Source organism: Paraburkholderia sp. J63, assembly GCF_905220245.1.
In the GTDB taxonomy this organism is placed as follows: Bacteria; Pseudomonadota; Gammaproteobacteria; order Burkholderiales; family Burkholderiaceae; genus Paraburkholderia.
Map to the genome: position 1 here is coordinate 127,827 of NZ_CAJMZF010000002.1, position 23,689 is coordinate 151,515.

At 66.5% G+C, this 23,689-nt stretch carries 24 protein-coding genes; 13 read left to right on the plus strand and 11 right to left on the minus strand.

The features are described from left to right. The first annotated feature begins 30 nt into the window (after positions 1–30). From U5775_RS02875 to U5775_RS02895, 5 genes are all read left to right on the plus strand, one after another. Positions 31–750 carry a C39 family peptidase gene (locus U5775_RS02875; protein WP_415913502.1) on the plus strand — a complete coding sequence of 240 codons (720 nt, stop codon included), beginning with the start codon at positions 31–33 and terminating at the stop codon, positions 748–750. Between the two features lie 14 nt (positions 751–764). After that, entirely contained in the window at positions 765–1,610 is an 846-nt protein-coding gene (locus tag U5775_RS02880) for a peptidase C39 (protein WP_322056614.1), read from the plus strand. Between the two features lie 190 nt (positions 1,611–1,800). Continuing rightward, on the plus strand, positions 1,801–3,288 hold the full coding sequence (locus tag U5775_RS02885; protein ID WP_322056615.1) for a hypothetical protein: 1,488 nt from the start codon (positions 1,801–1,803) through the stop codon (positions 3,286–3,288). A 17-nt stretch (positions 3,289–3,305) separates the two neighbouring features. Next, positions 3,306–4,874, plus strand: coding sequence for a sigma-54 dependent transcriptional regulator (locus tag U5775_RS02890; RefSeq protein ID WP_322056616.1), 1,569 nt, complete (start codon positions 3,306–3,308; stop codon positions 4,872–4,874). Positions 4,875–5,001: 127 nt separating this feature from the next. Then, positions 5,002–5,499, plus strand: a complete 498-nt coding sequence (locus U5775_RS02895; RefSeq protein ID WP_322056617.1) for a dihydrofolate reductase — start codon at positions 5,002–5,004, stop codon at positions 5,497–5,499. A gap of 96 nt (positions 5,500–5,595) precedes the next feature. On the opposite strand, the gene pmbA is transcribed toward U5775_RS02895, so the two are convergent. Then, the gene (gene pmbA / locus U5775_RS02900; protein ID WP_322056618.1) at positions 5,596–6,966 is read right to left on the minus strand and encodes a metalloprotease PmbA; all 1,371 of its coding nucleotides are present in this window, start codon (positions 6,964–6,966) and stop codon (positions 5,596–5,598) included. A 188-nt stretch (positions 6,967–7,154) separates the two neighbouring features. On the opposite strand from pmbA, the gene yjgA reads away from it, so the two are divergent. Both yjgA and mog read left to right on the plus strand, forming a co-directional pair. After that, on the plus strand, positions 7,155–7,790 hold the full coding sequence (gene yjgA / locus U5775_RS02905; protein WP_322056619.1) for a ribosome biogenesis factor YjgA: 636 nt from the start codon (positions 7,155–7,157) through the stop codon (positions 7,788–7,790). After that, complete coding sequence (gene mog, locus U5775_RS02910; protein WP_322056620.1) at positions 7,777–8,412, plus strand: molybdopterin adenylyltransferase; 636 nt, start codon at positions 7,777–7,779, stop codon at positions 8,410–8,412. The genes yjgA and mog overlap by 14 nt, the downstream gene beginning before the upstream one ends. Before the next feature lie 36 nt (positions 8,413–8,448). On the opposite strand, the gene orn is transcribed toward mog, so the two are convergent. After that, the gene (orn, locus tag U5775_RS02915; RefSeq protein WP_322056621.1) at positions 8,449–9,090 is read right to left on the minus strand and encodes an oligoribonuclease; all 642 of its coding nucleotides are present in this window, start codon (positions 9,088–9,090) and stop codon (positions 8,449–8,451) included. Positions 9,091–9,272: 182 nt separating this feature from the next. Here orn and U5775_RS02920 point away from each other — a divergent pair, with 182 nt between their 5' ends. From U5775_RS02920 to U5775_RS02930, 3 genes are read left to right on the plus strand one after another with little or no spacing between them, the layout of a single operon-like run. Next, positions 9,273–10,556, plus strand: a complete 1,284-nt coding sequence (locus U5775_RS02920; RefSeq protein ID WP_322056622.1) for a M48 family metallopeptidase — start codon at positions 9,273–9,275, stop codon at positions 10,554–10,556. Further along, positions 10,553–11,512, plus strand: a complete 960-nt coding sequence (gene rsgA / locus U5775_RS02925; protein ID WP_322056623.1) for a ribosome small subunit-dependent GTPase A — start codon at positions 10,553–10,555, stop codon at positions 11,510–11,512. Before U5775_RS02920 ends, rsgA begins: the two co-directional genes overlap by 4 nt. A 22-nt stretch (positions 11,513–11,534) precedes the next feature. Further along, a complete protein-coding gene (locus tag U5775_RS02930; RefSeq protein WP_322056624.1) occupies positions 11,535–11,858 on the plus strand; it encodes a DUF2007 domain-containing protein in 324 nt (107 codons plus the stop codon). Positions 11,859–11,954: 96 nt separating this feature from the next. Here U5775_RS02930 and U5775_RS02935 read toward each other — a convergent pair whose 3' ends face one another. The 6 genes from U5775_RS02935 to rpsP form a co-directional block, all read right to left on the minus strand. Next, positions 11,955–12,893 carry a CobD/CbiB family protein gene (locus U5775_RS02935; RefSeq protein WP_322056625.1) on the minus strand — a complete coding sequence of 313 codons (939 nt, stop codon included), beginning with the start codon at positions 12,891–12,893 and terminating at the stop codon, positions 11,955–11,957. Positions 12,894–13,077: 184 nt separating this feature from the next. Further along, positions 13,078–13,764, minus strand: coding sequence for a CoA pyrophosphatase (locus U5775_RS02940; protein ID WP_322056626.1), 687 nt, complete (start codon positions 13,762–13,764; stop codon positions 13,078–13,080). Between the two features lie 86 nt (positions 13,765–13,850). After that, on the minus strand, positions 13,851–14,246 hold the full coding sequence (gene rplS, locus U5775_RS02945; RefSeq protein ID WP_322056627.1) for a 50S ribosomal protein L19: 396 nt from the start codon (positions 14,244–14,246) through the stop codon (positions 13,851–13,853). Between the two features lie 150 nt (positions 14,247–14,396). Further along, on the minus strand, positions 14,397–15,164 hold the full coding sequence (trmD, locus tag U5775_RS02950) for a tRNA (guanosine(37)-N1)-methyltransferase TrmD (protein WP_322056628.1): 768 nt from the start codon (positions 15,162–15,164) through the stop codon (positions 14,397–14,399). 34 nt (positions 15,165–15,198) lie between these two features. Further along, positions 15,199–15,930: a ribosome maturation factor RimM gene (gene rimM, locus U5775_RS02955; RefSeq protein ID WP_415913507.1), complete on the minus strand. Its 732-nt coding sequence runs from the start codon at positions 15,928–15,930 to the stop codon at positions 15,199–15,201. Between the two features lie 130 nt (positions 15,931–16,060). After that, entirely contained in the window at positions 16,061–16,324 is a 264-nt protein-coding gene (gene rpsP, locus U5775_RS02960; protein WP_028215925.1) for a 30S ribosomal protein S16, read from the minus strand. Between the two features lie 319 nt (positions 16,325–16,643). On the opposite strand from rpsP, the gene U5775_RS02965 reads away from it, so the two are divergent. Both U5775_RS02965 and U5775_RS02970 read left to right on the plus strand, forming a co-directional pair. After that, positions 16,644–17,795 (plus strand): PQQ-dependent sugar dehydrogenase, encoded by a 1,152-nt coding sequence (locus tag U5775_RS02965; RefSeq protein ID WP_415913503.1) that lies wholly within the window; start codon positions 16,644–16,646, stop codon positions 17,793–17,795. A 177-nt stretch (positions 17,796–17,972) separates the two neighbouring features. Beyond that, positions 17,973–18,443, plus strand: a complete 471-nt coding sequence (locus tag U5775_RS02970; RefSeq protein ID WP_322056630.1) for an NINE protein — start codon at positions 17,973–17,975, stop codon at positions 18,441–18,443. Between the two features lie 20 nt (positions 18,444–18,463). Here the strand turns inward: U5775_RS02970 and U5775_RS02975 are convergent, their stop codons facing one another. Both U5775_RS02975 and U5775_RS02980 read right to left on the minus strand, forming a co-directional pair. After that, complete coding sequence (locus U5775_RS02975) at positions 18,464–19,639, minus strand: PA0069 family radical SAM protein (protein WP_322056877.1); 1,176 nt, start codon at positions 19,637–19,639, stop codon at positions 18,464–18,466. A 127-nt stretch (positions 19,640–19,766) separates the two neighbouring features. After that, complete coding sequence (locus U5775_RS02980) at positions 19,767–20,255, minus strand: Lrp/AsnC ligand binding domain-containing protein (RefSeq protein ID WP_028215922.1); 489 nt, start codon at positions 20,253–20,255, stop codon at positions 19,767–19,769. A gap of 178 nt (positions 20,256–20,433) precedes the next feature. Between U5775_RS02980 and U5775_RS02985 the strand changes: the two genes are divergently transcribed. Further along, positions 20,434–21,720 (plus strand): D-amino acid dehydrogenase, encoded by a 1,287-nt coding sequence (locus tag U5775_RS02985; RefSeq protein ID WP_322056631.1) that lies wholly within the window; start codon positions 20,434–20,436, stop codon positions 21,718–21,720. A 100-nt stretch (positions 21,721–21,820) separates the two neighbouring features. Here U5775_RS02985 and U5775_RS02990 read toward each other — a convergent pair whose 3' ends face one another. Next, a complete protein-coding gene (locus U5775_RS02990; protein WP_322056632.1) occupies positions 21,821–23,608 on the minus strand; it encodes an acyl-CoA dehydrogenase in 1,788 nt (595 codons plus the stop codon). Between the last annotated feature and the right edge of the window lie 81 nt (positions 23,609–23,689).

Consider the following 23,689-nt stretch of genomic DNA (forward strand, 5'->3'; position numbering starts at 1 on the left):
CGGCGTGCAAACCAGATGCAGGAGACCACCATGTCCGGGTCCGTATCGTCCCCGGCGTCAGGGATGTTTGCCGCCGCGATGGCGCTTTGCGCCGCCGCAGCATGGGTGCCTTGCCATGCGCAGTCGAGCATCGACGCGACTCACCTGATCGGCGTGCCGATCAAGCTGCCGGTCCACTCGATGCGCGATATTCGTTACAACAGCGTGGTCACCCAGCAATATGACTATAGCTGTGGCGCCGCCGCGCTCGCGACGCTGCTCAAATATGGCTACGGCATCGACATCCCCGAAGCGGAACTGATCCGGCGCATGATGGTGTTCTCCACGCCCGAAGTGGTCGTGAAAAACGGCTTCTCCATGCTCGACATGAAGAAGTTCGTCGAAACGATCGGCCTGCGCGGCCGGGGCTTTCGCGTCAACACCGACGCGCTCTATCACCTGCAGATTCCCGTGCTCGTCCTCATGAACATCGATGGCTACGAGCACTTCGTGATCGTCAAGCATGCCGAGAACGGCCGCATCTTTATCGCGGACCCCGCGCTCGGCAACCGCATCGTCGCCGAGGACGACTTCGCGAAGACGTGGAACGGACTCGTCTTCGCCGTGCTCGGCAAACCGTTTCTGGAGGACTCTCCGCTGTTGCAGAACAACGAGTCGCTCGCCCTGAAGCTGCGCGAGAACGCCCTGCTCAACGGCTCGGCGCCGACTCCCTTCTTCGAATACGGTCTCGACAAGGCCGTAATGTTTTGAAGTCCTGACGAGTCATGAACCGCAACCTCTCACAGTGTGGCATCGCGGCAGGCATCTGCGCGCTCGCCTGCGCGTGGTCGAGCAGTGCGTGCGCCGCCGAGAGCCTTGCCTCCACCCAGGCCGCCGTGCCCGCGTTTCTCGCGGCGGGCGCCCCCGATATGCAGCCCGTGCGCTGCGAGCCCGTCGGCGACGACGTGCTCGCGCATCAGACCGGCAAGTATGCCGGCAGCGACATGATTTCCGGCTTCGTGCTCAACGTGCTGTCGCAATGGCAGTTGCCCAACGGCGCGAGCGCCGTGGCACAAGGCGCGCTCACCGTCGCGCAGAACGCCGCCAACCAGTTGAGCGCCACCGTGCAGACCACGGCGCACGTCACCGACCCGGTGCCGGGCGGCACGACCGCAGCCAATAGCGGCGCCACGCCGAACACGTCGGCCACGGGCGGCCAGAACGTGTCGGTCAACGGCGTCTCGCAGATCACCCAGGTCGCAGGCAACGGCAACGTCGGCTCCAACGCGGCGACCATCAACTACAACAACAGCGCACCGCAACTGCCGGTCATCGCGGGTGCGAACCAGCCGAGCGCATCGGCTTCGAACGCGAACGGCACGATCCAGGCCGGCATCGCGTTCGGCGGCAACGGCATCAACGTCACGCTGCAGACGCCCGCGGGCATGGCGACGCAGAACATCTTGCCGAGCAATGCACAGCAGGCGGGCGCGATTGCCCAGTTGCTCCAGGTCGCAGGCAACAACCAGCAAGTCGCCAATCAATTGCAGCTCAGTCTGCAGACGCAGCAGCTCAGCGCGCAGATGATCCGGCAGGCCGGCGTATTACAGGCGCTACGCAACACCCGCTAACAAAGGACGCCGCCTATTTGATCAACAACCTGCCGCCTACCGCCAGTGGCGGCCACAACAAAGGAGACATCTGAAGGAGACCGACACGCGGCCAGTCAGACCGCGTGAAGCATCAGAGAAGCGTATCGACGGTGCGGGCGCGGAGCCAGGAGCTCTGTCGTACACCCGCGTTCGATCCGGGGGGAAAAGAATGAACACGACGTACAACACGGCGGTGCCGCGTTTGACGCTGGCCGCCATTCCAGCAGCAGTCCTGATTTTTGCACTCGCACAAAACGCGCAGGCGCAGGCACTGCAGGGCCAGTCTGTCGAAGACCGGCTCACCACGCTCATGCGCGTGGTCGACGAGCAGCAGCGGCAGATTCAGTCTCTCGAGCGCCAGGTCACGAACCTCGAAATGGCGCAACGCGGACGCGGCATGCCGGGCGCCGACGCGCCCGATGCCGCTTCCGGCACGAGCGTCGCCGAGCAGCCCGGCGCGGACGGCCTGCCCGTGCCGCTACCGCCGCTCGCGCAGGCGCTGCCCGGCGCCACCGCGCCAGGCTCGCTCACCGGCACCGCCACGGGCGTACCGGTGAACCCGCCCTCGCCCGACAGCGGCCAGACCGCCGGCGCCACGGGCTCCGCGGCCGCGAGCGGGCCGCAGCAGGGTGCACCCGTCGGCGTCAACCCCGGCGCGAGCCCGACCGTGGGCGAGACGCAAAAGAACGCCGAGCCCACCCGCACCCAGGCCGAGGAAGCGGTCGTGCAGCGCGAGCATGCGCCGCTCTTCGACCACAAGCTCACGCTGGACTGGGGCATCAGCGACACCTATTACGACCGTCGCCAGCTCCAGCTCTCAGGCTTCCTCGCGCTCGATGCGATCTTCCTCGGCAACATCAATCTGGGCGAGACGAAGTCTCACCAGATCATGGCCGACCTCGACACGCGGTACGGCATCACCGACCGCATGAGCATCGACGTCGACGTGCCGTACATCTACCGCCACAGCAGCTTCATCGTGGGCGGCGCGGGCGGCTCGGCGAGTTCGCTCTCCGATGCGTCCGTCAATTCGAGCGACATCGGCGACGTGAACTTCGGGATCTACTACCAGTTCCTGAAGGAGACCAACAGCCTGCCCGACGTGGTCGGCAGCCTGCGCGTGAAGACGCCCACGGGCAGCTCGCCGTTCGGCATCAAGGTGCAGCAGATCACGCCCGACAACACCAACCTTGTCGCGCCGAGCAAGCTGCCCACGGGCACGGGCTTCTGGAACGTCACGGCGGGGCTCTCGGTGCTGAAGACCTATGACCCGGTCGTGCTGTTCGGCAGCCTTTCGTACACGTACAACATTTCGCGCTCGTTCGCCGACATCTCGTCGGTCATCGGGCAGACCGAGCCCGCCGACGTCAAGCTCGGCGACATCATCCAGTTCGGCGGCGGCGTCGCGCTCGCGTTCTCGGACAAGGACTCGGCCAGCATCTCCTACACGATGGCCATCGAGCCGCAGTCGAAGACCAAAGTGCCCGGCGGCAGCTGGACCGGCGTGCCGGGCAGCGAGACCACGGCCTCGGTGCTCAACTTCGGGCTGAATCACGTGGTCAACAAGCATCTGACGATCAACGGTGCGGTGTCGATCGGCCTGACGCCCGACGCGCCGAACTTCGTCGTCGGCGTGCGGTTCCCCTATACCTTCTGATGAATACGAGGCCGATCGTGCGCGATTCCTCACATCTGGGCGCCACCGTGACACCGTTGGCCGGGGCGGGCCACCGGTTCGCCGTGGCTGGAGCGCAACCGCACCCCGCCGCAGCCGCGGATGGCGTGACGACCAGCGGAGCGCGCGCGCTCGACGCCGCGGCACGCACGCCCGACGGCCGGCCGGTTGCCGATATCGACCGCATGCTGCTGTACGTCGCCCGCGTGCCCGACACGCAGCTCGGCGCGTATCTGAAGAGCCGCGGCTGGGAAGTCGCGACGGCCAAGAGCGCGCACGAAGCGACGCGCCTCGCAAAAGCCGAGCCGACCTGCGCGGGCATCGTCGACCTGACCGGCTTCGCCGCGCGCGATCTCGCCGGCCTCGAAGCGGTGCTGCGGCTGCAGCAGGTGGGCTGGATCGCGCTCATCGACGCCAAGCGTCTGACCGACCCCGACGTGCGGCGCCTGATCCGCCACTACTGCTTCGACTACGTGCATCTGCCGGTCGCGCCGGCGACGCTCGACTATCTCGTGGGCCACGCGTTCGGCATGGTCACGCTGTGCGATCTCGACGAATCGCCCGCGGCGGCCGCGAGTCAGGACGAAGACGAAATGGTGGGCACCTGCGAGGCGATGCAGCAGCTCTTTCGCACGATCCGCAAGGTCGCGAATACGGACGCGACGGTGTTCATCTCGGGCGAATCGGGCACCGGCAAGGAGCTCACCGCGCTCGCGATCCACGAGCGCTCGCCGCGCCGCAAGGCGCCGTTCGTGCCGATCAACTGCGGCGCGATTCCGCATCATCTTCTGCAATCCGAACTATTCGGCTACGAGCGCGGCGCGTTCACGGGCGCGAACCAGCGCAAGATCGGGCGCGTGGAATCGGCCAACGGCGGCACGCTCTTTCTCGACGAAATCGGCGACCTGCCGATGGAAAGCCAGGCGAGCCTGCTGCGCTTTCTCCAGGAAGGCAAGATCGAGCGCCTTGGCGGCCACGAGCAGATTCCCGTGGACGTGCGCATCATTTCGGCCACTCACGTCGATCTCGAAGCGGCGATGCGCGACGGGCGTTTCCGGGCCGACCTGTTTCACCGCCTGTGCGTGCTGCGCGTGGACGAACCGCCGCTGCGCGCGCGCGGCAAGGACATCGAAATTCTCGCGCACCATGTGCTGCACAAGTTCAAGCAGGACAGCGCGCGCCGGATCCGCGGCTTCACGCCCGATGCGATCGAGGCCATGTACAACTACAACTGGCCCGGCAACGTGCGCGAGCTCATCAATCGCGTGCGGCGCGCGATCGTGATGGCCGAAAGCAAGCTGATCTCGGCCGGGGATCTCGATCTCGACCAGTTCACCGAGCAACAGACCGTGACGCTCGCCCAGGCGCGCGAGGCCGCGGAAAAGCGCGCGATCGAGGCCGCGCTCCTGCGCCATCGTCACCGCCTGACCGAAGCGGCCGCCGATCTCGGCATCTCGCGCGTGACGCTGTACCGGCTCATGGGCGCCCACGGGCTGCGCGACGAGAAGACGATCTTCGGCGGCGAAGCGGAGAACCAGCCGGACGCGCCGCCCGCGCCTCAGGGCTGACCCGGCGTTCAAGTGCCGGACACAGCCGCCCAGGCGCGCCCGCCGCGCGCCTGGGCGGCGGCAACAACGACGTCGGGTAAAATCGGGGCGATCCGCTGTTCCCTTCCAACGCACTTCGACCTTCTCGATGACGACGCTCACCCTGATCGTCGCTCGCGCCCGCAACGGCGTGATCGGCCGCGACAACGAGCTGCCCTGGCGGCTGCCCGAGGACCTCGCCTTCTTCAAGCGCACTACCATGGGTGCGCCCATCGTGATGGGCCGCAAGACGCATGAATCGATTGGCCGCGTGCTGCCCGGCCGCCGCAACATCGTCGTCACGCGCGACGCCACGAAGCGCTTTCCCGGCTGCGACACGGTCACGAGCCTCGAAGCCGCGCTCGCGCTCGCGGCCGAGGACCAGGCACCCGAGGCGTTCCTGATCGGCGGTGCGCAGCTTTACACCGACGGCATCGCGCTCGCGCACAAGCTCATCGTCACGGAGATCGCGAGAGATTTCGAGGGCGATGCCACCTTCCCCGCGCCCGACCCCGCGCACTGGCGCGAAACGGCGCGCGAAACGCTGCATGCGAACGCGCCCAACGACTTCGATTTCGCGTTCGTCACCTACGAGCGGCGCGACTGAGCAAGCATCGAAAAACACGCGCCCTGGTGGCGCGTAAAAGCACAAACGGCACGCCAAGGCGTGCCGTTTTACGTTGAAGCCCGCAACAGCAGGCGCTTACTGCCCCGCCACCGTCATGCGCTCGATCAGCACCGAGCCGGTCTGACGCGTGCCGCGCGCGAGCGTGTCGGCGCCCACCGCGACGATGTGGCGGAACATCTCCTGGAGCGTGGACGCCACCGTGATCTCCTCCACCGGATACTGGATCTTGCCGTTCTCGACCCAGAAGCCCGAGGCGCCGCGAGAATAGTCGCCGGTCACGAAGTTCACGCCCTGCCCCATCAGTTCCGTGAGCAGCAAGCCCGTGCCGAGCTTGCGAAGCATTTCCTCGAAGTCGTCCTCGGGGTTCGTGAGCGAGCTTTGCAGCCGCAGATTGTGCGAGCCGCCCGCGTTGCCGGTCGTCTGCATGCCGAGCTTGCGCGCCGAATACGACGAGAGGAAATAGCCCTGCACCACGCCGTCCTTCACGACTTCGCGCCGTTGCGTGCGCACGCCTTCCTCGTCGAAGGGGGCGCTGCCCGCGGCGCGCGCCACGTGCGGGTCCTCGACGACCTGGATATGCGGCGCGAACACCGGCTTGCCGAGACTGTCGACGAGGAACGAGGTCTTGCGATAGAGCGCGCCGCCGCTCGTGGCCTGCACGAACGCGCCGAGCAGGCCCGCCGCGATGGGCGCCTCGAACAGCACCGGCACCTTGCGCGTGTCGAGCCCGCGCGCGTTCAGGCGCGACAGCGCGCGCTCGGCGGCATAGCGGCCGACCGACTCAGGCGTTGCGAGCTCGCTTGCGCTGCGCCGCGAGGTGTACCAGTCGTCGCGCTGCATGCTGCGGCCCGTGCCCGCGATGGGCGCGCACGCGATGTAGTGGCGCGAATAGGGGTAGCCGTGCATGAAACCGCCCGAGGTGGCGAGCACGAACTGCGAATGCTGCGCCGAAACGCTCGCGCCTTCCGAGTTGGTCACGCGGCGGTCGGTGGCAAAAGCGGCGTCCTCGGCGCGGCGCGCGATCTCGACGGCCTCGTCGGCCGTGAGGCTCCACGGGTGATAGAGGTCGAGGTCGCGCGGCGCGGTTTCGAGCAGATCGGGCTCGGCGAGGCCCGCACAGTCGTCGTCGGCGGTGAAGCGCGCGATGTTGTACGCGGCCGCCACGGTGTCCTTGAGCGCCTGCGCGGAAAAGTCCGAGGTGCTCGCATTACCGCGCTTGTTGCCGATATAGACGGTCACGCCGACCGACTTGTCGCGGTTGTGCTCGATGGTCTCGACTTCGCCGCGCCGCACGGAAACCGAGAGGCCATCGCCTTCGGAGATCTCGGTGGCGGCGTCGCTGGCGCCGAGCGCCTTCGCGTGGCGGAGGATGTCCGACGCGATCTCCTTGAGCTCGTCCTGGGTGTGCGGGAAAAATCGTTGCCGGGCTTCGATGTCTGCAGCCATTGTCGTTACGGTCCGGTTTCGGGCCGGAGCGGCCCGCTTGTCGTGTGTCGGGTGTGCGGATCATGCGCCTCGCTAAAAGGCGCGTTCCGCGATCATAGCAAGGTATGCGAACCCGTACCGCAGGCGCTTTCTCCGCGCGCGCCCGAGGCGCGCCGATCTGACGGCGCGTGCAGGCTACAATACGCGTCATGAAACGCAAAACCCGCATTCAACCCATGAACGACGCTGCCGCCCAACCGGGCAGCAGCGACGACAACGGCTACGATCGCCCGAGCAAGTCGCAGCTCAAGCGCGAAATGACCGCGCTCCAGGAGCTGGGCACGGCGCTCGTCGAGCTGCCCAAGGACGCGCTCAAGCGCATGCCCATGACGGAAGACCTCGCCGACGCCGTCCACGAGGCCCGCCGCATCACCGACCACGAAGGCAAGCGCCGCCAACTCCAGTACGTCGGGCGCATGATGCGCGGCCTGCGCGAGGACGAGGTCGCCGCGCTGCGTACCGCGATCGAGGAGCACCGCGGCGTGAACAAGGCCGCCACGGCGCGCCTGCACTGGATCGAGCGCACGCGCGAAAAGCTGCTCGCCAGCGACGAAGCCCTCACCGACTTCATCCGCCAGCATCCGGGGGCCGATCCGCAGGAAGGCCGCATGCTGATCCGCAACGCGCGCCGCGAGCAGCAGCAGGCCCGCCCGCCCAAGTACTTCCGCGAGCTGTTCCAGTGGATCAAGGACTTGAGCAGCCAGGGCGCCGACGACCCGCTGGAAGCGGCGAACCAGCGTCCGCGCGGGGACATCGACGAGGACCGCGAAGATGACGAAGCCTGAGCGCAGCCAATCGGACCCAATGCGCGATGAGCTGGTGATCGGCCTCGTGTCGGTCAGCGACCGCGCCACGAGCGGCGTCTACGAGGACAAGGGCATTCCGTCGCTGATGGAATGGCTCGGCAGCGCGCTGAAGTCGCCGTGGCGCGCCGAAACGCGCCTGATCCACGACGACGCGGCCACCATCTCGGCCACGCTCACGGCGCTGGTGGACGGCCTCGGCTGCGACCTCGTGCTGACGACGGGCGGCACCGGCCCCGCGCGCCGCGACGTGACGCCCGAGGCGACGCTCGCCGTGGCCACGAAGGAAATGCCGGGCTTCGGCGAGCAGATGCGCCAGATCAGCCTCAATTTCGTGCCGACGGCGATTCTGTCGCGCCAGGTGGCCGTGATCCGCGAAACCGGTGACCACGCAGCGCTCATCGTCAACCTGCCGGGTCAGCCGAAGTCGATCAAGGAAACGCTCGAAGGTCTGCGCGACGAGCAAGGCACGGTCAAAGTGCCCGGCATCTTCGCCGCGGTGCCGTACTGCATCGACCTGATCGGCGGCCCGTATATCGAAACCGATCCGAACATCGTCGCGGCGTTCCGGCCCAGGAACGCGCAGCGAGCGCCGCGCGCGTAACACCCGTCCCGCCGCGACCCCGCTTGCTTCGTTTGTTTACTTCGCCGCGCCGCCCGCCGGCGCGGCGGCATCGGCCGTGGCCGCCGACGGAATCAGGAAATGCTCGCGGTAGTATTTGAGCTCGTCGATGGACTCGTGGATATCGGCGAGCGCCGTATGCATCGCGCGCTTCTGAAAGCCCTTGTAGATCGTCGGCTGCCAGCGGCGGCACAGTTCCTTGAGCGTGCTCACGTCCAGGTTGCGATAGTGGAAGAAGCGCTCGAGCGTGGGCATCCAGCGCGCCATGAAGCGGCGGTCCTGGCAGATCGAGTTGCCGCACATCGGCGACTTGCCCGGCGGCACGTACTGCGAAAGAAACGCCATGATCTGCTCCGTGGCGCTTTCCTCGGTCACGGTGGAGGCGCGCACGCGCCCGGTCAGACCCGAGCGGCCATGCGTGTTGCGGTTCCACTCGTCCATGCGGTCGAGCACGGTTTCGGGCTGATGGATCGCCAGCACGGGACCCTCCACAAGCTTGTCGAGCGTCGAATTCGTCACCACCACGGCGATCTCGATGATCCGGTCGTTGTCGGGATCGAGCCCCGTCATTTCCATGTCGAGCCAGATCAAGTTCATGTCGGTGCGCTCCATCGCCGGAGTCGCCTGGCCCGCGGGGTCGGCAGAAGTGATATCAGTCATGAGAGGCAGCCTGAAACTAGTGAGATGCGGATGGGAGATGCGGCGCCCGGACCCCGCCGACGGTTGCCGAGGATGCGGCGCGCACGCATGATGCAGGCGCGGCCCGCACGCCCCAAGCGGGGATGCCATGGCCGGGCCGCCGAGAACATATAATTGTCGCATAGATACCACGGACTCCCCGGATGCCGACCTCACCCACTACGTTGTCCCCCGCGCTGATTTTCAGCGTCGTTTTCGTGATCGCCGTGCTGGCCATGGTCGCGATCAAACTCTGGCTCGCCTCGCGCCAGGTCCGCTTCGTGGCCGCCCACCGCAGCGCGGTGCCGCTCCAGTTCGCGGCCACCATCCCGCTGACGGCGCACCAGCGCGCCGCCGACTACACCGTCGCGCGCACGCGCCTCGGTATGATCGAAATCGTGCTCTCCGCCGTCGTCCTGATTGCGCTCACGCTGCTGGGCGGCGTGCAGGCGCTCGACCTCGGCATTTCGGACCTGATAGGGCGCGACTACGTGGGCCAGATCGCGCTCGTCGCGGCCGTGCTCGCGGTGAGCGGCATCGTCGAGTTGCCGCTCGACTATTACCGCCAGTTCGTGATCGAGGAGCGCTTCGGCTTTAACCGCATGACGCGGCGCATCTTCTTCGCGGACCGCATCAAGGGCCTCATGATCGGTGCGCTGTTCGGCATTCCGCTGCTCTTCGTCGTGCTCTGGCTCATGAAGCAGGCGGGCAGCCTCTGGTGGCTCTGGACCTGGGTGGTCTGGGTCGCGTTCCAGATGCTCGTGCTGGTGCTCTACCCCACCTTCATCGCACCGCTCTTCAACAAGTTCGAGCCGCTGCGTGACGAGGCCCTGCGCTCGCGCATCGAGGCGCTCATGCAGCGCTGCGGCTTCGCGGCCAAGGGCCTGTTCGTGATGGACGGCAGCCGCCGCTCCGCGCACGGCAACGCCTATTTCACGGGCTTTGGCGCGGCCAAGCGCATCGTCTTCTTCGACACCCTGCTTGCGCGCCTCTCGGGCAGCGAAATCGAGGCCGTGCTCGCGCACGAGCTCGGCCACTTCAAGCGCCGCCACGTCATCAAGCGCATGGTCGTCACGTTCGCGATCAGCCTCGTGCTGCTGTTCGTGCTCGGCTGGCTCACGCAGCGCGTGTGGTTCTACGAGGGCCTGGGCGTGCGGCCCTCGCTGCTCGGCGGCAACGAAGGGCTCGCGCTCGTGCTGTTCTTCCTCGCCGTGCCGGTGTTCCTGTTCTTCGTCACGCCGCTGTCCAGCCTGAGCTCGCGCAAGCACGAGTTCGAGGCCGACGCCTTCGCCGCCACGCAGACCGACGCGCAGAACCTCGTGAACGCGCTCGTGAAGCTCTATGAGGACAACGCGTCGACGCTCACGCCCGACCCGCTCTACACCGCGTTCTACTACTCGCATCCGCCGGCATCGCAGCGGATCGACCGACTGCTCTCGCACGCATGAACCGGCGCGCAACGAAAGCCGCCGGCGGCGCAGCACAGGCAGGCACGGGGACGACGCTGCACGGCGTCGTGATCGCGGCGCACGGGCGCCACTATCTGGTCGCGCCCGATGACGGCGGCGCGGCGCTCCAATGCTTCCCGCGCGGCAAGAAGAGCGAGGTCGCGGTGGGCGACCACGTCGAATATCAATCGACCTCGGCGGACCAGGGCGTGATCGTCGCCATCGGCGAGCGGCGCAACCTGCTCTATCGCTCGGATCAGTTCAAGTCGAAGCTCTTCGCGGCCAATCTGGACCAGCTCCTGATCGTGCTCGCCACCGAGCCGCACTTCAGCGAAGACCTGCTCGGCCGCGCGCTCGTGGCCGCCGAGGCCAACGATCTGAAGCCGATCATCCTGCTCAACAAGATCGACCTGGAAGCCGCGCTGCCGCTCGCGCGCCAGCGGCTCGAGCGCTATCGGGCGCTAGGCTATACGGTGCTGGAAGTGTCGGAGAAAAAGCATCCCGAGGAAGCGCACGAGATTCTTTCCAGGCACCTGCACGGCCATGACACGATCCTGCTCGGGCAGTCCGGCATGGGCAAGTCGACGCTCGTGAACCTGCTGATCCCCGACGCCGAGGCGGCCACGCGCGAGATCTCCACGGCGCTCAACAGCGGCCGGCATACCACGACGTTCACACGCCTCTACAAACTCCCGAATGGCGACCATGCGGGCGGCGCGCTGATCGACTCGCCGGGCTTCCAGGAGTTCGGGCTCTATCACCTCACCGAAGGCACGCTCGAACGCGCGTTCCCCGAGTTCCGGCCGCTGCTCGCGCACTGCCGCTTCTACAACTGCCACCATCTGCACGAGCCGGGCTGCGCAGTGCTCGAAGCCGTCGAGGACGGCCGCGTCGCGCCCGAGCGCCACGCGCTCTACGCGCAGCTCGTGCACGAGATCAGCCAGGTCGTGCGCTGACGCATCCGGCGGCCCCCTCACCATGCTCAAGCTCGCGCGCGCGCCGAATGTCGTCATCGCCCAACACTGGATGAACATCCTCGCGGCGGCGGGCGTGCCGTGCGAGCTGCACAACCGCTATCTGAGCGGGGCGATGGGCGAGATCCCCGCCGATCAATGCGCGCCGGAAATCTGGCTTACCGACGAGCGCGACGAAAAACTCGCGCGCAAGCTGATTGCCGACGCCACGAACGGACCGCCGCCCGGCGCACCGTCGTGGCACTGCCCGCAGTGCGGCGAGACGCTCGAAGCGCAGTTCACGGTCTGCTGGCAATGCGGCCGCGAGCGCGATCCGCGCGACGACTGAAGGCTTTCTTCCGCGCCCCGCTGTCTTCAGAAATGCAAGCGGCCCGCTCAGTGCGGGCCGTTGTCTTATGCGTCTGCGTGAGTTGCCGGGGGCCGCTCAGACCCAGACGGCGATCGTCAGCATCAGCAGCAGGATCATCCAGAGGATCACCGCGCGCCACACGAGGCCCACGGCCGATTGCAGCGTGCGCGGCGTGCAGTCGTCGCCGACCGTGTAGGCGTCGCCGTCGCCGGGCTGGGCAAGCGCATCGACGCTCAACGGCTCCGCGAGCGGCCCCGAGAGACGCGCGCCCAGCGCGCCGCTACCGGTCGCGAGCAGCACGCCCTCGTTGGTATCGGGCCACTGGTTCGTGTGGTTGCGCCACGCGTAGATCGCATCCTCGAAATTGCCGACGATCGCAAAGCCCAGCGAGGTCAACCGCGCCGGCACCCAGTCGAGCACGAAGAACACGTGCTGCGCGAAATTCGAGAAGGCCTCGGTGCGGTCGTCGGCGGGACGCGACCAGGCGCGCGCGAGGTATTCCGAAATGCGATACAGCACCGCGCCAGCGGGCCCGATCGGCACGAGAAACCAGAAGAACACGCCGAACACGTGGCGGTGCGAAGCCACCACGGCATGAATGAGCGTATGGCGCACGATCTCGCTCACGGGCATGTCCACGGCGTCGATGCCGGTCCACTCGGTGAGGATCTCGCGGGCGCGCGGCACGTCGTCGTTGTTCAGCGCGAGGTGGATATCGGTGAAATAGTGGCTGAACTGCCGGAAACCGAGCGTGAAGTACACCACCACGACGTTCCAGAGAAACGCCAGCACGAAGCTGATGTGATAGAGCACGTAGTAGACGAGCGCGGTGGCTGCCGTCCACGGCACCACAACCACGAGCCAGGCGATGAGGCCATGCTTTTGCTTGCCCGCGTCGAAGCCATGCGCGGCCCAGTCCGCATTGAGGCGCAGGAGCGCCATCACCGGATTATTCGGCGAAAGCGCCCGCACCTGTTCGATGACGAGAGCCAGCAATACGGAGAAGAAAGTCATGCCACGCGCCGTGCAAGTCGGGTTGCAAAAAAGGGGTTTTCAGAAATTGTTGCAACGATATCACAGGGCCAGATGTGCCTGAGCATGTGACGGCAAGACACAACAACGACGCTGCAGCGGCACGACATTCTCGATGACTCCAGCTTGCTGCAGCGCGGCGCGGGCCACCGCCAAACGTGCAGCGTCAGGCGAGCAGAAACCGATAAAAATTGCGCAGCATGCCCGCGGTCGCTCCCCAGATGAAGTGCGCGCCGCCCACGCCCGCCCCTTCCTGCGGATACGGCATGGCGAAAAAGCGGCGCTCGCCGCCTTCCCAACGCAGCAGCCGCACCTGGTGATGCGCGGGGTTCATCAGGAAGCTGAGCGGCACTTCGAAAATGCTCGCCACTTCGAGCGAGTCGGCGGCCACCGTAAACGGCTCGTGCACGAGACCCACGACGGGCGTCACGCGAAAGCCCGTGCCCGTGAGGTAGTCGGGCAGCGCGCCCAGCACCTCGACGCGCTCAGGGTCGAGATTCACTTCCTCGTGCGCCTCGCGCAGCGCGGCGGCGATGGGCGTGGCGTCGGCGGGCTCGCGGCTGCCGCCCGGGAAGCTCACCTGGCCCGCGTGATTGCTGAGATTGTCGGCGCGCTGCGTGAGCAGCACGGTGAGGCCGGCGGGCCGCATCGCGATCGGCACGAGCACGGCAGCCTCGCGCGGGTCGCGAATTTCAGCCACGCGCGCTTCCTGCGGCTCGGGGTCCCAGGGCAGGCGCTGCTCGAAACGCGCGCGCAGGCCATTGGGCGTAAGCCGGCCGGCGGCGACATGGGGCAGATCGGCGCCTGTCGAGATGATCGGCAGACTTTCGGGTTCAAATACTGGACGGATCAACGGCTGACTCGGAATTCAGGCACACATGCGTATTTTGCGGCCAAAAAGAAAAAAGCACCCCGAGGGGTGCTTCTTTCTTACAGCTTTTACGCCTGCTCGGTCGGAGCGGCTGCGCGGTCTTTCGACACCAGCTTTTCCTTGATACGAGCCTTCTTGCCCGACAGGTTGCGCAGGTAGTACAGCTTCGCGCGACGCACGTCGCCGCGACGCTTCACCACGATGCTGGCCAAGAGCGGCGAGTACGTCTGGAACGTACGCTCGACGCCTTCGCCCGACGAGATCTTGCGCACGATGAACGACGAGTTCAGACCGCGGTTACGCTTTGCGATCACGACGCCTTCGTATGCCTGAACGCGCTTGCGGGTACCTTCAACGACGTTCACGTTGACGATCACCGTATCGCCGGGGGCGAATTCGGGGATGGTCTTCTCGCCCAGCACGCGCTGGATTTCTTCCTGCTCGAGTTTTTCGATCAGATTCATGACTGACTCCGTAAGCCATCTTGTCGGCGTTCGTACCTGTGCAGGATTGCCTGCAACTACGGCCCCGATAGAGGATGGATTCACAACTGGCGCCGTTCACGCATGAAACAGCGCCGCCTTTGACGCCCCGTATCGCGCACGCCCGAAGCTTTACGCTTCGTTCGCACCCTTCGCGAGACTAGCGAGCCATGCCTCGTCGGCACGGCTCAACATCTTGTTCTTCCTGGCCCGCGCGATCAGATCGGGCCGTTTGTGCCACGTATTGCGCAGCGCCTCGCGGCGGCGCCATTGCTCGATTTCCGCATGATGGCCGCCGAGCAGCACATCGGGCACGCGCACGCCGTCGTATTCCTCGGGCCGCGTGTAATGCGGGCAGTCGAGCAGACCGTCCACGAAACTGTCCTGCACCGCCGACTGCGCGTCGTTGAGCACGCCGGGCAAAAGCCGCACCACGGCATCCATCAGCGCCATCGCGGGCAGTTCGCCGCCCGAGAGCACGAAGTCGCCGACGCTCACTTCCTCGTCCACGCAACGGTCGACGAGACGCTGGTCGATCGCTTCGTAGCGCCCGCACAGCAGCACGAAACCGGGCTCCTGCGCGAACTGCACGACACGCTCGTGCGTGAGCGGCTTGCCTTGCGGCGACATCAGCAGCACGCGCGGGCTGGCAACGCCCTGCTCCGCCTGCGCGGCCTTCGCCGCGCCGATCGCCGCTTCGAGCGGCTTGGCCAGCATGACCATGCCGGGGCCACCGCCATAAGGCCGATCGTCGATGGTGCGGTAGTTGTCGGTCGTGAAATCGCGCGGATTCCACGTGCGCAACGCATAGCGCTGCTGCTTCGCGGCCCGGCTGGTAATGCCCCAGTCGGTGAGCGCGCGGAACATCTCGGGAAAGAGCGTAACGACATCGAACTGCATCGCCCTCTCCGTTCAGCGAATCAGCACAGCAGGTTCAGTAATCGGCTTCCCAGTCGACGACGATGCGCTTCGCCGCCAGGTCCACCGTCTTGATAAATACGCCAACGAACGGGATCAGCCGCTCGCCGGTGGTGGGCTTGCCGTCCTTGTCCGTCGACGGATACTCGACGCGCAATACCGACTGCGCGCCGTTGTCGATCAGGTCGGCAACCGTGCCGAGCTCCACGCCCGCCTCGTTGGCGACGTGAAGACCCATCAGGTCGACCCAGTAATACTCGTCGGCTTCGGTCGCGGGGAAATCCGCGCGGCTCACGTAGATGCGCGCGCCACGCAACAGCAGCGCGGCGTCGCGATCCGCGAGACCGGCCAGTTGCCCAACGACGCTGTCGCCGTGCACCTTGGCGCTCACGCGCACCGCGGAATGCCGCTCCGGACGCTCGCGGCCCTTGAGGAGCCACCAGCGCTTTGCCGCGATGAGCGCCTTGCCGCCCTGCGCGTGCGGGGCGATCTTCAGCCCGCCCTTGAGGCCATAGGCGTCGAGCACGGCACCGACTTCGACTGCGTCGGCAGGCCAGCTCCCGGACGTTTCGGCACGCAGGCCCTCGGCCGCGTCAACCGCTTCGGGCGCATGATCAACCCGGTCGCGGCCCTGCGCGCGCACCGCAGGCTTGCGCGCGAACGCGCCGAACGACGGCGCCTTGCGCGACCCGGCGTCCGATGATGCGGCGCCTGACTTGCCGCCCGCATCATGGCCCTTGCGCGGCACATCGCCCGCTGCGGCAGTCACGCCCTTGTCCGCTTTTGTTTCGTCATGCACGGGCATGGGCAAACCTCGCAGCCAGCTTGAACTCGCACACGCCGCTCACGCTGCGCGCACGTGGGTAAAACATAAAGACTTAAGCAGCCGGTTGAGCGGCAGCAGCCTTTTGCGCTTCCTTCACGAGACGCTCGACGGCCGGCGACATTTGCGCGCCGTTTTCTTGCCAGTACGTCACGCGATCTTGCGCGATACGGAGGGTTTCACCCTTGGTGGCGACCGGGTTGTAGAAGCCGACGCGCTCGATGAAACGGCCGTCGCGACGGTTGCGCGAATCGGTTGCGACGATGTTGTAGAACGGGCGCTTCTTCGAGCCGCCGCGTGCCAGACGGATGATGACCATACTAGAATCCTTGAAAACCGGGGTTCGGGACTACTGAAACATGCGATTATAGCCCGAAACCAATGGCATAACAAACACTTAACCGGAAACCGGGCGGAAACTGCGTAGCAACCGTGGAGAAGCGGCGATGAACGGCGATCGATCGGCGGCTGACAGGCATGACGGACAGGGCTTTGCGCAGGCGTCGAGGCGGCGGCTGGCCAGGGCTTGCGTCAAAGTCACGGACATGTGGCGGCATGACAACGCGCCTGCGCATGCCGCAAATGCCGAGAATCCGGCCCCAGATCGGCGTGGCCGCCGTCGTGACGGTTCGCGCCCATTGGCACCCCGCCCGGCGCCGCGCATTTTACAGTTCTGCCGCGCCTTGCTCGCGCTCGCCGCCCCGCTTGCCGTCCTTCTGACCGCGCCGCTCGCGCACGCCGCGCTGCCCATCGAGCGCATCCGGCTGCCGGCCGGCTTCCACATCGAAGTGCTCGCCGACGACGTCCCCGGCGCACGCGAAATGACGCTCTCGCCGACCGGCACGCTTTACGTGGGCAGCATGGAAGGCCGCGTCTACGCGCTCGAGTTGCGCGACGGCAAGCTGCTCAAGCGCCACGTGGTCGCCTCCGGGCTCACGATGCCGGTGGGCGTGGCCTGGCGCGACGGCGCGCTCTATGTTTCGGCGGTCTCGAAGATCGTGAGGCTCGACGCCATCGACACCCATCTCGACGATCCGCCCAGGCCGGCGATCGTCACCGATGCGCTGCCCGCCGAGCGCCATCACGGCTGGAAGTTCATCGCCTTCGGCCCGGACGGCAAGCTCTATGTCCCGCAAGGCGCGCCCTGCAATGTCTGCCTCCCCGCGAACGATCCGCAGCGCGAACATTACGCGATGATCGGCAGGATGGACCCGGACGGCACGCATTACGAGACGATCGCGCGCGGCGTGCGCAATACGGTGGGCTTCGCGTGGCATCCGCAGACGCACGAGCTCTGGTTCACCGACAACGGCCGCGACGAGCTAGGCGACGACATCCCCGACGACAAGCTCAACCGCCTCGCACGCGTGGGTCTCGATTTCGGCTTTCCGTATTGCCACGGCGGCAACGTCGCCGATCCGGAATTCGGCGCGGGCCATCCGTGCAGCGGCTTCACGCCGCCCGTCGCGAAGCTGGGCGCGCACGTGGCGGCCCTCGGCATGCGCTTCTATACAGGCGCGATGTTCCCGTCAGGCTATCGCGACAGCATCTTCATCGCCGAGCACGGCTCGTGGAACCGCAGCAAGAAGGTGGGCTATCGCGTGGTGCGCATCACCGTCGACGCCGATGGCGCGCACGCGCACCAGGACGTGTTCGCCGAGGGCTGGCTCAATCCCGACGAGACCGAATGGGGCCGCCCCGCCGATGTGCTGCCGCTGCCCGACGGGTCGCTCCTCATCAGCGACGACTATGCGGGCGCGATCTATCGCGTGACCTACGCCAAGCCCTGAGCGCGGATTGCGGCGCGTGCGACCGCTACGCTCGCGCCCCCGCTTCGGGCATTTCCCGGCATAAGCGGCAACATCTGCCTGCGCGGGCACGCGCCACGTACAATGGCCGGCGGCCCACGTCCGCGCGTGAGCTCAGTTGCCGTGCGGCTTTCGCGCCGTCATCCCATCCGTCTGCCCATGTCCAATCAAAAGAATCCCGCACGCTTTCGCTCCAAGACACTCACCGCCGCCCTCGCCTTCCTGCTCGGCTGCTTCGGCGCTCACCGCTTCTATCTGTACGGATCGCGCGACGTATGGGGCTGGGCCCATATCGCCGGCACGCTGCTCGGCATTCCCGGCGTGCTGCTGCTCATCGCCACCCAGCGCGCGTCGATACCGGGCTGGGCGCTCGCCGTGATCGGCGCCGTGTCCGTGCTCGCGGCGTTTCTTGCCGCCATCGTCTATGGGCTGCGCCCCGACGACAAGTGGGATGCGCAGTTCAATGCGGCCTTCGCGGGAAGCCGCGCGAGCCGCTCGGGCTGGACCGTGATCTTCGTGGTGATCTTCTCGCTGTTCTTCGGCGCGTTTGGGCTGATGACGGGCCTCGCGTTCTCGTTCCAGACTTACTTCGAATCGCAGGTCGAGGCGGCCAAGGCGATTTCTCAATAGCGGCAACGGCACGCAGCGCGCTAGAACAGATCGAGTTGCGGCTTCTCGCGCACCGTCTTTGCACGCACGAACGCCGACATGTCCAGGATGCCGTGACGCCGCTCGTTCAACCCGAGCCGCTTCACGGCCTTGTGAAAGCGCTGCTTGAGCAGGTCGGCCCAAAGCCCGGTGCCCTTCATGCGCTGCGAGAACGCCGAGTCGTAATCCTTGCCGCCGCGCATGTCGCGCACGCGGCTCATCACGCGCGCCGCGCGTTGCGGGAAATGCGCCTCCAGCCAGCCCTGAAAGAGCGGCGCCACCTCCCACGGCAGACGCAACACGATATAGCTCGCGCTCGTCGCGCCGGCCTCGGCGCAGGCTTCGAGCACGCGCTCCATGTCCGGCTCGGTCACGAACGGAATCACGGGCGCGATGCTCACGCCCACGGGAATGCCCGCCTGCGCGAGCGTGCGGATCGTGCGCAGCCGGCGCGCGGGCGTGGCCGCGCGCGGTTCGAGCGTGCGCGCGAGATCGGCGTCGAGCGTCGTGATGGTGATCGCGGCCATGAACTGCTGGCGTTGCGCCATCGGCACGAGCAGGTCGAGATCGCGCTCGATCAGCGAGGATTTCGTGATGGCCGCGAACGGGTGCTGACGCTCGCTCAGCACTTCGATCACGCGGCGCGTGATGCGCAGATCGCGCTCGACGGGCTGCCAGGCATCGGTATTCACGCCTAGCGCGATGGGCTCGGGCTCGTAAGCGGGCTTCGCGATTTCGCGCACGAGCAGTTCGGGCGCATTGATCTTCGCGTAGATGCGGCTCTCGAAATCGAGCCCCGGCGAGAGGCCCAAATAGCTGTGCGTGGGCCGCGCGAAACAGTAGATGCAGCCGTGCTCGCAACCGCGGTACGGATTGAGCGAGACGCTGAACGGAATATCGGGCGACTGGTTGCGCGTGAGGATGCTCTTCGCGCGCTCCTCGAAGACCTGGGTGCGCAATGCGGGCGCGTCTGCGGCGGCAAGCTCGTCGACGCCCGGGTCGTCACCTTCGTGGCCGCCTGCCTCCTCGCCCGGCTGCGCGTGCTGCCAGCCATCGTCGAAGACTTCGCGCTGGTCGACCTCGTAGCGCCCCTGCATGTTCGTGACGGCGCCCCGCCCCTTGCGCGGCGCAGGCGGGGCGACGGGATACCAGGTGTCAGGGGAATGATCGGGGTCCAGTTCTTTCACGGCACAAAGCAAGCAAAGCGTCTCGATACTGTATAAATATACAGTATCGAGACGCTTTGTCGAGCGAGAAAAACGGGGCGCTTTCGGCCCCGCACGCGCGTGCCGGATGCCCTCGGCGCTACTCGCCCACCGCGATCGTCAAGGTCTCCTTGATCTCCTCCATGACCACATAGCTCTTCGACTGCACCGCGCCTGGCAGTTGCAGCAGGATGTCGCCGAGCAGCTTGCGGTAGTCGGCCATTTCGCCAATGCGCGCCTTGATCAGGTAATCGAAGTCGCCCGAGACCAGATGGCATTCGAGCACTTCGGGAATCTTCTTCACCTCGCGGCGGAACTGGTCGAACATGTTGCCGCTCTTGTGGTCGAGCGTGATCTCCACGAACACCAGCAGCGCCGCACCCAAGACGTTCGGATTCACGCGCGCGTAGTAGCCGGTGATGACGCCATCGCGCTCCATGCGCTTGACCCGCTCGATGCAGGGCGTGACCGAAAGCCCGACCTGCTCCGCGAGGTCCTTCATGGCCATGCGGCCATCCTCCTGGAGCAGCTTCAGGATCCGGTGATCGAGCCGGTCCAGCGCACGGACCGGCTGACGCTGCGTTCTCATGTTTTTTTCCTGAAAATCTGAAAAATACGATAACAAAATCTGGACGTAGAACAATAGCATAGTCGATATTACTGGCTACCTCCGATTTTTCATGCCTTCTGCACTGAATGCCCCTGGAAAGGGCGAATCAGCCCGAGGCAAAACGGCGTAGCCCCAACAAATCTATGTGGAGCAGGCTATGCGAGTCGTCGTGTTGGGCAGTGGTGTGGTCGGGATTGCCAGCGCCTGGTATCTTGCCCGTGCGGGCCACGAGGTGACGGTGATCGACCGCGAGGCCGGTCCCGCGCTCGAAACCAGTTTTGCCAACGCCGGCCAGATCTCGCCTGGCTATGCCGCGCCGTGGGCCGCGCCGGGCGTGCCGCTCAAGGCGATCAAGTGGATGTTCGAGAAGCACGCGCCGCTCGCCATCCGCCTGGACGGCACGAAGTTCCAGCTGCAATGGATGTGGCAGATGCTGCAGAACTGCACGGCCGAGCGCTATGCGCTCAACAAGGGCCGCATGGTGCGCCTCGCCGAATACAGCCGCGACTGCCTGCAGGCGCTACGCGCCGACACCGGCATCCAGTACGAAGGCCGCACGGGCGGCACGCTCCAGGTGTTCCGCACGCAGCAGCAATTCGACGGCGCGGCGAAGGACATCGCCGTGCTGAAGGACGCGAACGTCCCGTACGAGCTGCTCACCGCCGCCGAACTCGGCCGCGCCGAGCCGGCGCTTGCCGCGGTCTCGCACAAGCTCACCGGCGGCTTGCGCCTGCCCGGCGACGAAACCGGCGACTGCCAGCTCTTCACCACGCGCCTCGCCAGGATGGCCGCGGATCTGGGTGTCAAGTTCCGCTACAACACGCCGATCGATGGCCTCGCCGTGCAAAGCGAGCGTATCGCGGGCGTGCAGTGCGGCAGCGAACTCGTGCGCGCGGACTCGTACGTGGTCGCGCTCGGCTCGTTCTCCACGCAGATGCTGGCAGGCCTCGTGAAGATCCCGGTCTACCCGCTCAAGGGCTACTCGATCACGGCGCCGATCGTCAACGCAGGCGCCGCGCCGGTCTCGACCGTGCTCGACGAGACCTACAAGATCGCGATCACGCGTTTCGACGATCGCATCCGCGTGGGCGGCATGGCCGAGATCGTCGGCTACGACAAGACGCTCAAGCAAGCGCGCCGCGAGACGCTCGAAATGTGCGTGAACGACCTGTTCCCGGGCGGCGGCGACACCTCGCAGGCCACCTTCTGGACCGGCCTGCGCCCGATGACGCCGGACGGCACGCCCGTGGTGGGCCGCACGCCGTTCTCGAACCTGTTCCTGAACACGGGGCACGGCACGCTCGGCTGGACCATGTCGTGCGGCTCGGGCCAGTTGCTCGCCGACCTCATCTCGGGCAAGCAGCCCGCGATCAAGGCCGACGATCTCTCGGTCTATCGCTATCTCGGCGAAACGCGCGGCGAGCATCGCCCGGCCTACGCGTAACGCGTCCGCTTGCTGCACATGTAAAGACGGCGCCCTGGATCATCCAGGGCGCCGTCTTTCGTTTCGGCCGCGTTGATCGTTCGCGACACGGCCCGCATCGTCAGAACTGATCCTCCGATAGCGCCAGCATGCCCTCGGCGCCATTCGCGCTGACGATCGCCGCTTCTAGCGCCACGGCCTGCGGCAGCACGTGCTCCGCATAGCACTGCGCCGTCGCGATCTTCGCGCCGTGAAACTTCGGATCGTCCTGCATCAAGCGCTGCGAGGCGAGCATCGCGCGCGCCATCTGCCAGCCTCCCAGCACGATGCCCGCGAGCCGCAGATACGGCACGCTGCCCGCGAACACCGCGTTCGGGTCGCGCTTCGCGTTGGCGAGCACGAAGCCCACCGCCGAGGCCAGCGCCTGCTGGCCCAGCGCCAGGTGCTTCGCCATCGACTTGAACGCGGCGCCTTCGTGCGCGCCGAGTTGCGCAACGGTCTGCCCGATCTCGCCGATGAGCGCCTGCGCCGCCGCCCCGCCGTCGCGCAGCGTCTTGCGGCCCACGAAGTCGTTGGCCTGGATGGCCGTGGTGCCCTCGTAGATCGCCAGGATGCGCGCGTCGCGATAGAACTGCGCCGCGCCCGTTTCCTCGATGAAGCCCATGCCGCCATGGACCTGCACGCCAAGGCTCGCCACCTCGATGGCGAGCTCCGTGCTCCAGCCCTTCACGATCGGCACGAGGTATTCGTAGCGCGCCTGATGCCGGGCGCGCGCGGCCTCGTCCGGATGCCGATGCGCGCGGTCGCTCTCCCCCGCCGCGACGTACGCGAGCGCACGCGCGGCCTCGGTGAGCGCGCGCATGGTCGAAAGCATGCGGCGCACGTCGGGGTGATGGATGATCGTCACGGCTTCTTTCGCCGAACCGTCCACGGGGCGGCTCTGCACGCGCTCCTTCGCATACGCCGCCGCCTTCTGGTACGCGCGATCCGAAATCGCCACGCCCTGCATGCCCACGGCGAAGCGCGCCGCGTTCATCATGATGAACATGTATTCGAGGCCGCGATTCTCCTCGCCGATCAACTGGCCGAGCGCGCCGCCGTGATCGCCGTATTGCAGCACGGCCGTCGGGCTCGCCTTGATGCCGAGCTTGTGCTCGATGGAGACGCAATGCACGTCGTTGCGCGCGCCCAGCGAGCCGTCGTCGTTGACGAGAAATTTCGGCACGATGAACAGCGAAATGCCTTTCACGCCTTCGGGCGCATCCGGCGTGCGCGCGAGCACGAGATGGACGATGTTTTCGGCCATGTCGTGCTCGCCCCAGGTGATGAAGATCTTGGTGCCGAACAGCTTGTAGCTGCCGTCGGCCTGCGGCTCGGCACGCGTGCGCACGGCCGCGAGATCGGAGCCCGCCTGCGGCTCGGTGAGGTTCATCGTGCCGGTCCACTCGCCCGAAATGAGCTTCGGCACGAAACGCTTTTTCTGTTCTTCGCTGCCTGCCGTGAGCAGCGCCTCGATCGCGCCGTCGCTCAGAAGCGGGCACAGCGCGAACGAGAGATTCGCCGCGTTGAGCATCTCCACGCACGGCGTGCCGACGAGCTTGGGCAAGCCCTGTCCTTCGTATTCCTGAGGATGCTGCACGCCCTGCCAGCCGCCCGCGACGTATTGACGAAAGGCATCGGCGAAACCGGGCGTCGTGTGCACCTCGCCGTTCTCCCAGCGGCTCGGATGGCGATCGCCTTCGACGTTCAGCGGCGCGAGCACCGCTTCGCACAACTTCGCGCATTCCTGGAGCACGGCCTGCACGGTCTCGGGCGTGACGTCCTCGCCGCCGGGCAGCGCGGCGATCTCGTCGAGCCCCGCCAACTCCTTCATCACGAACAGCATGTCGCTTACCGGTGCGTTGTACATGGCAGTTGTCTCCCGTCGAGGCTTGCGATGATGAAAAAAAAGGGCGCTCGAAGCGCCCCTTTGTGTGCCGCCGGACCTCGC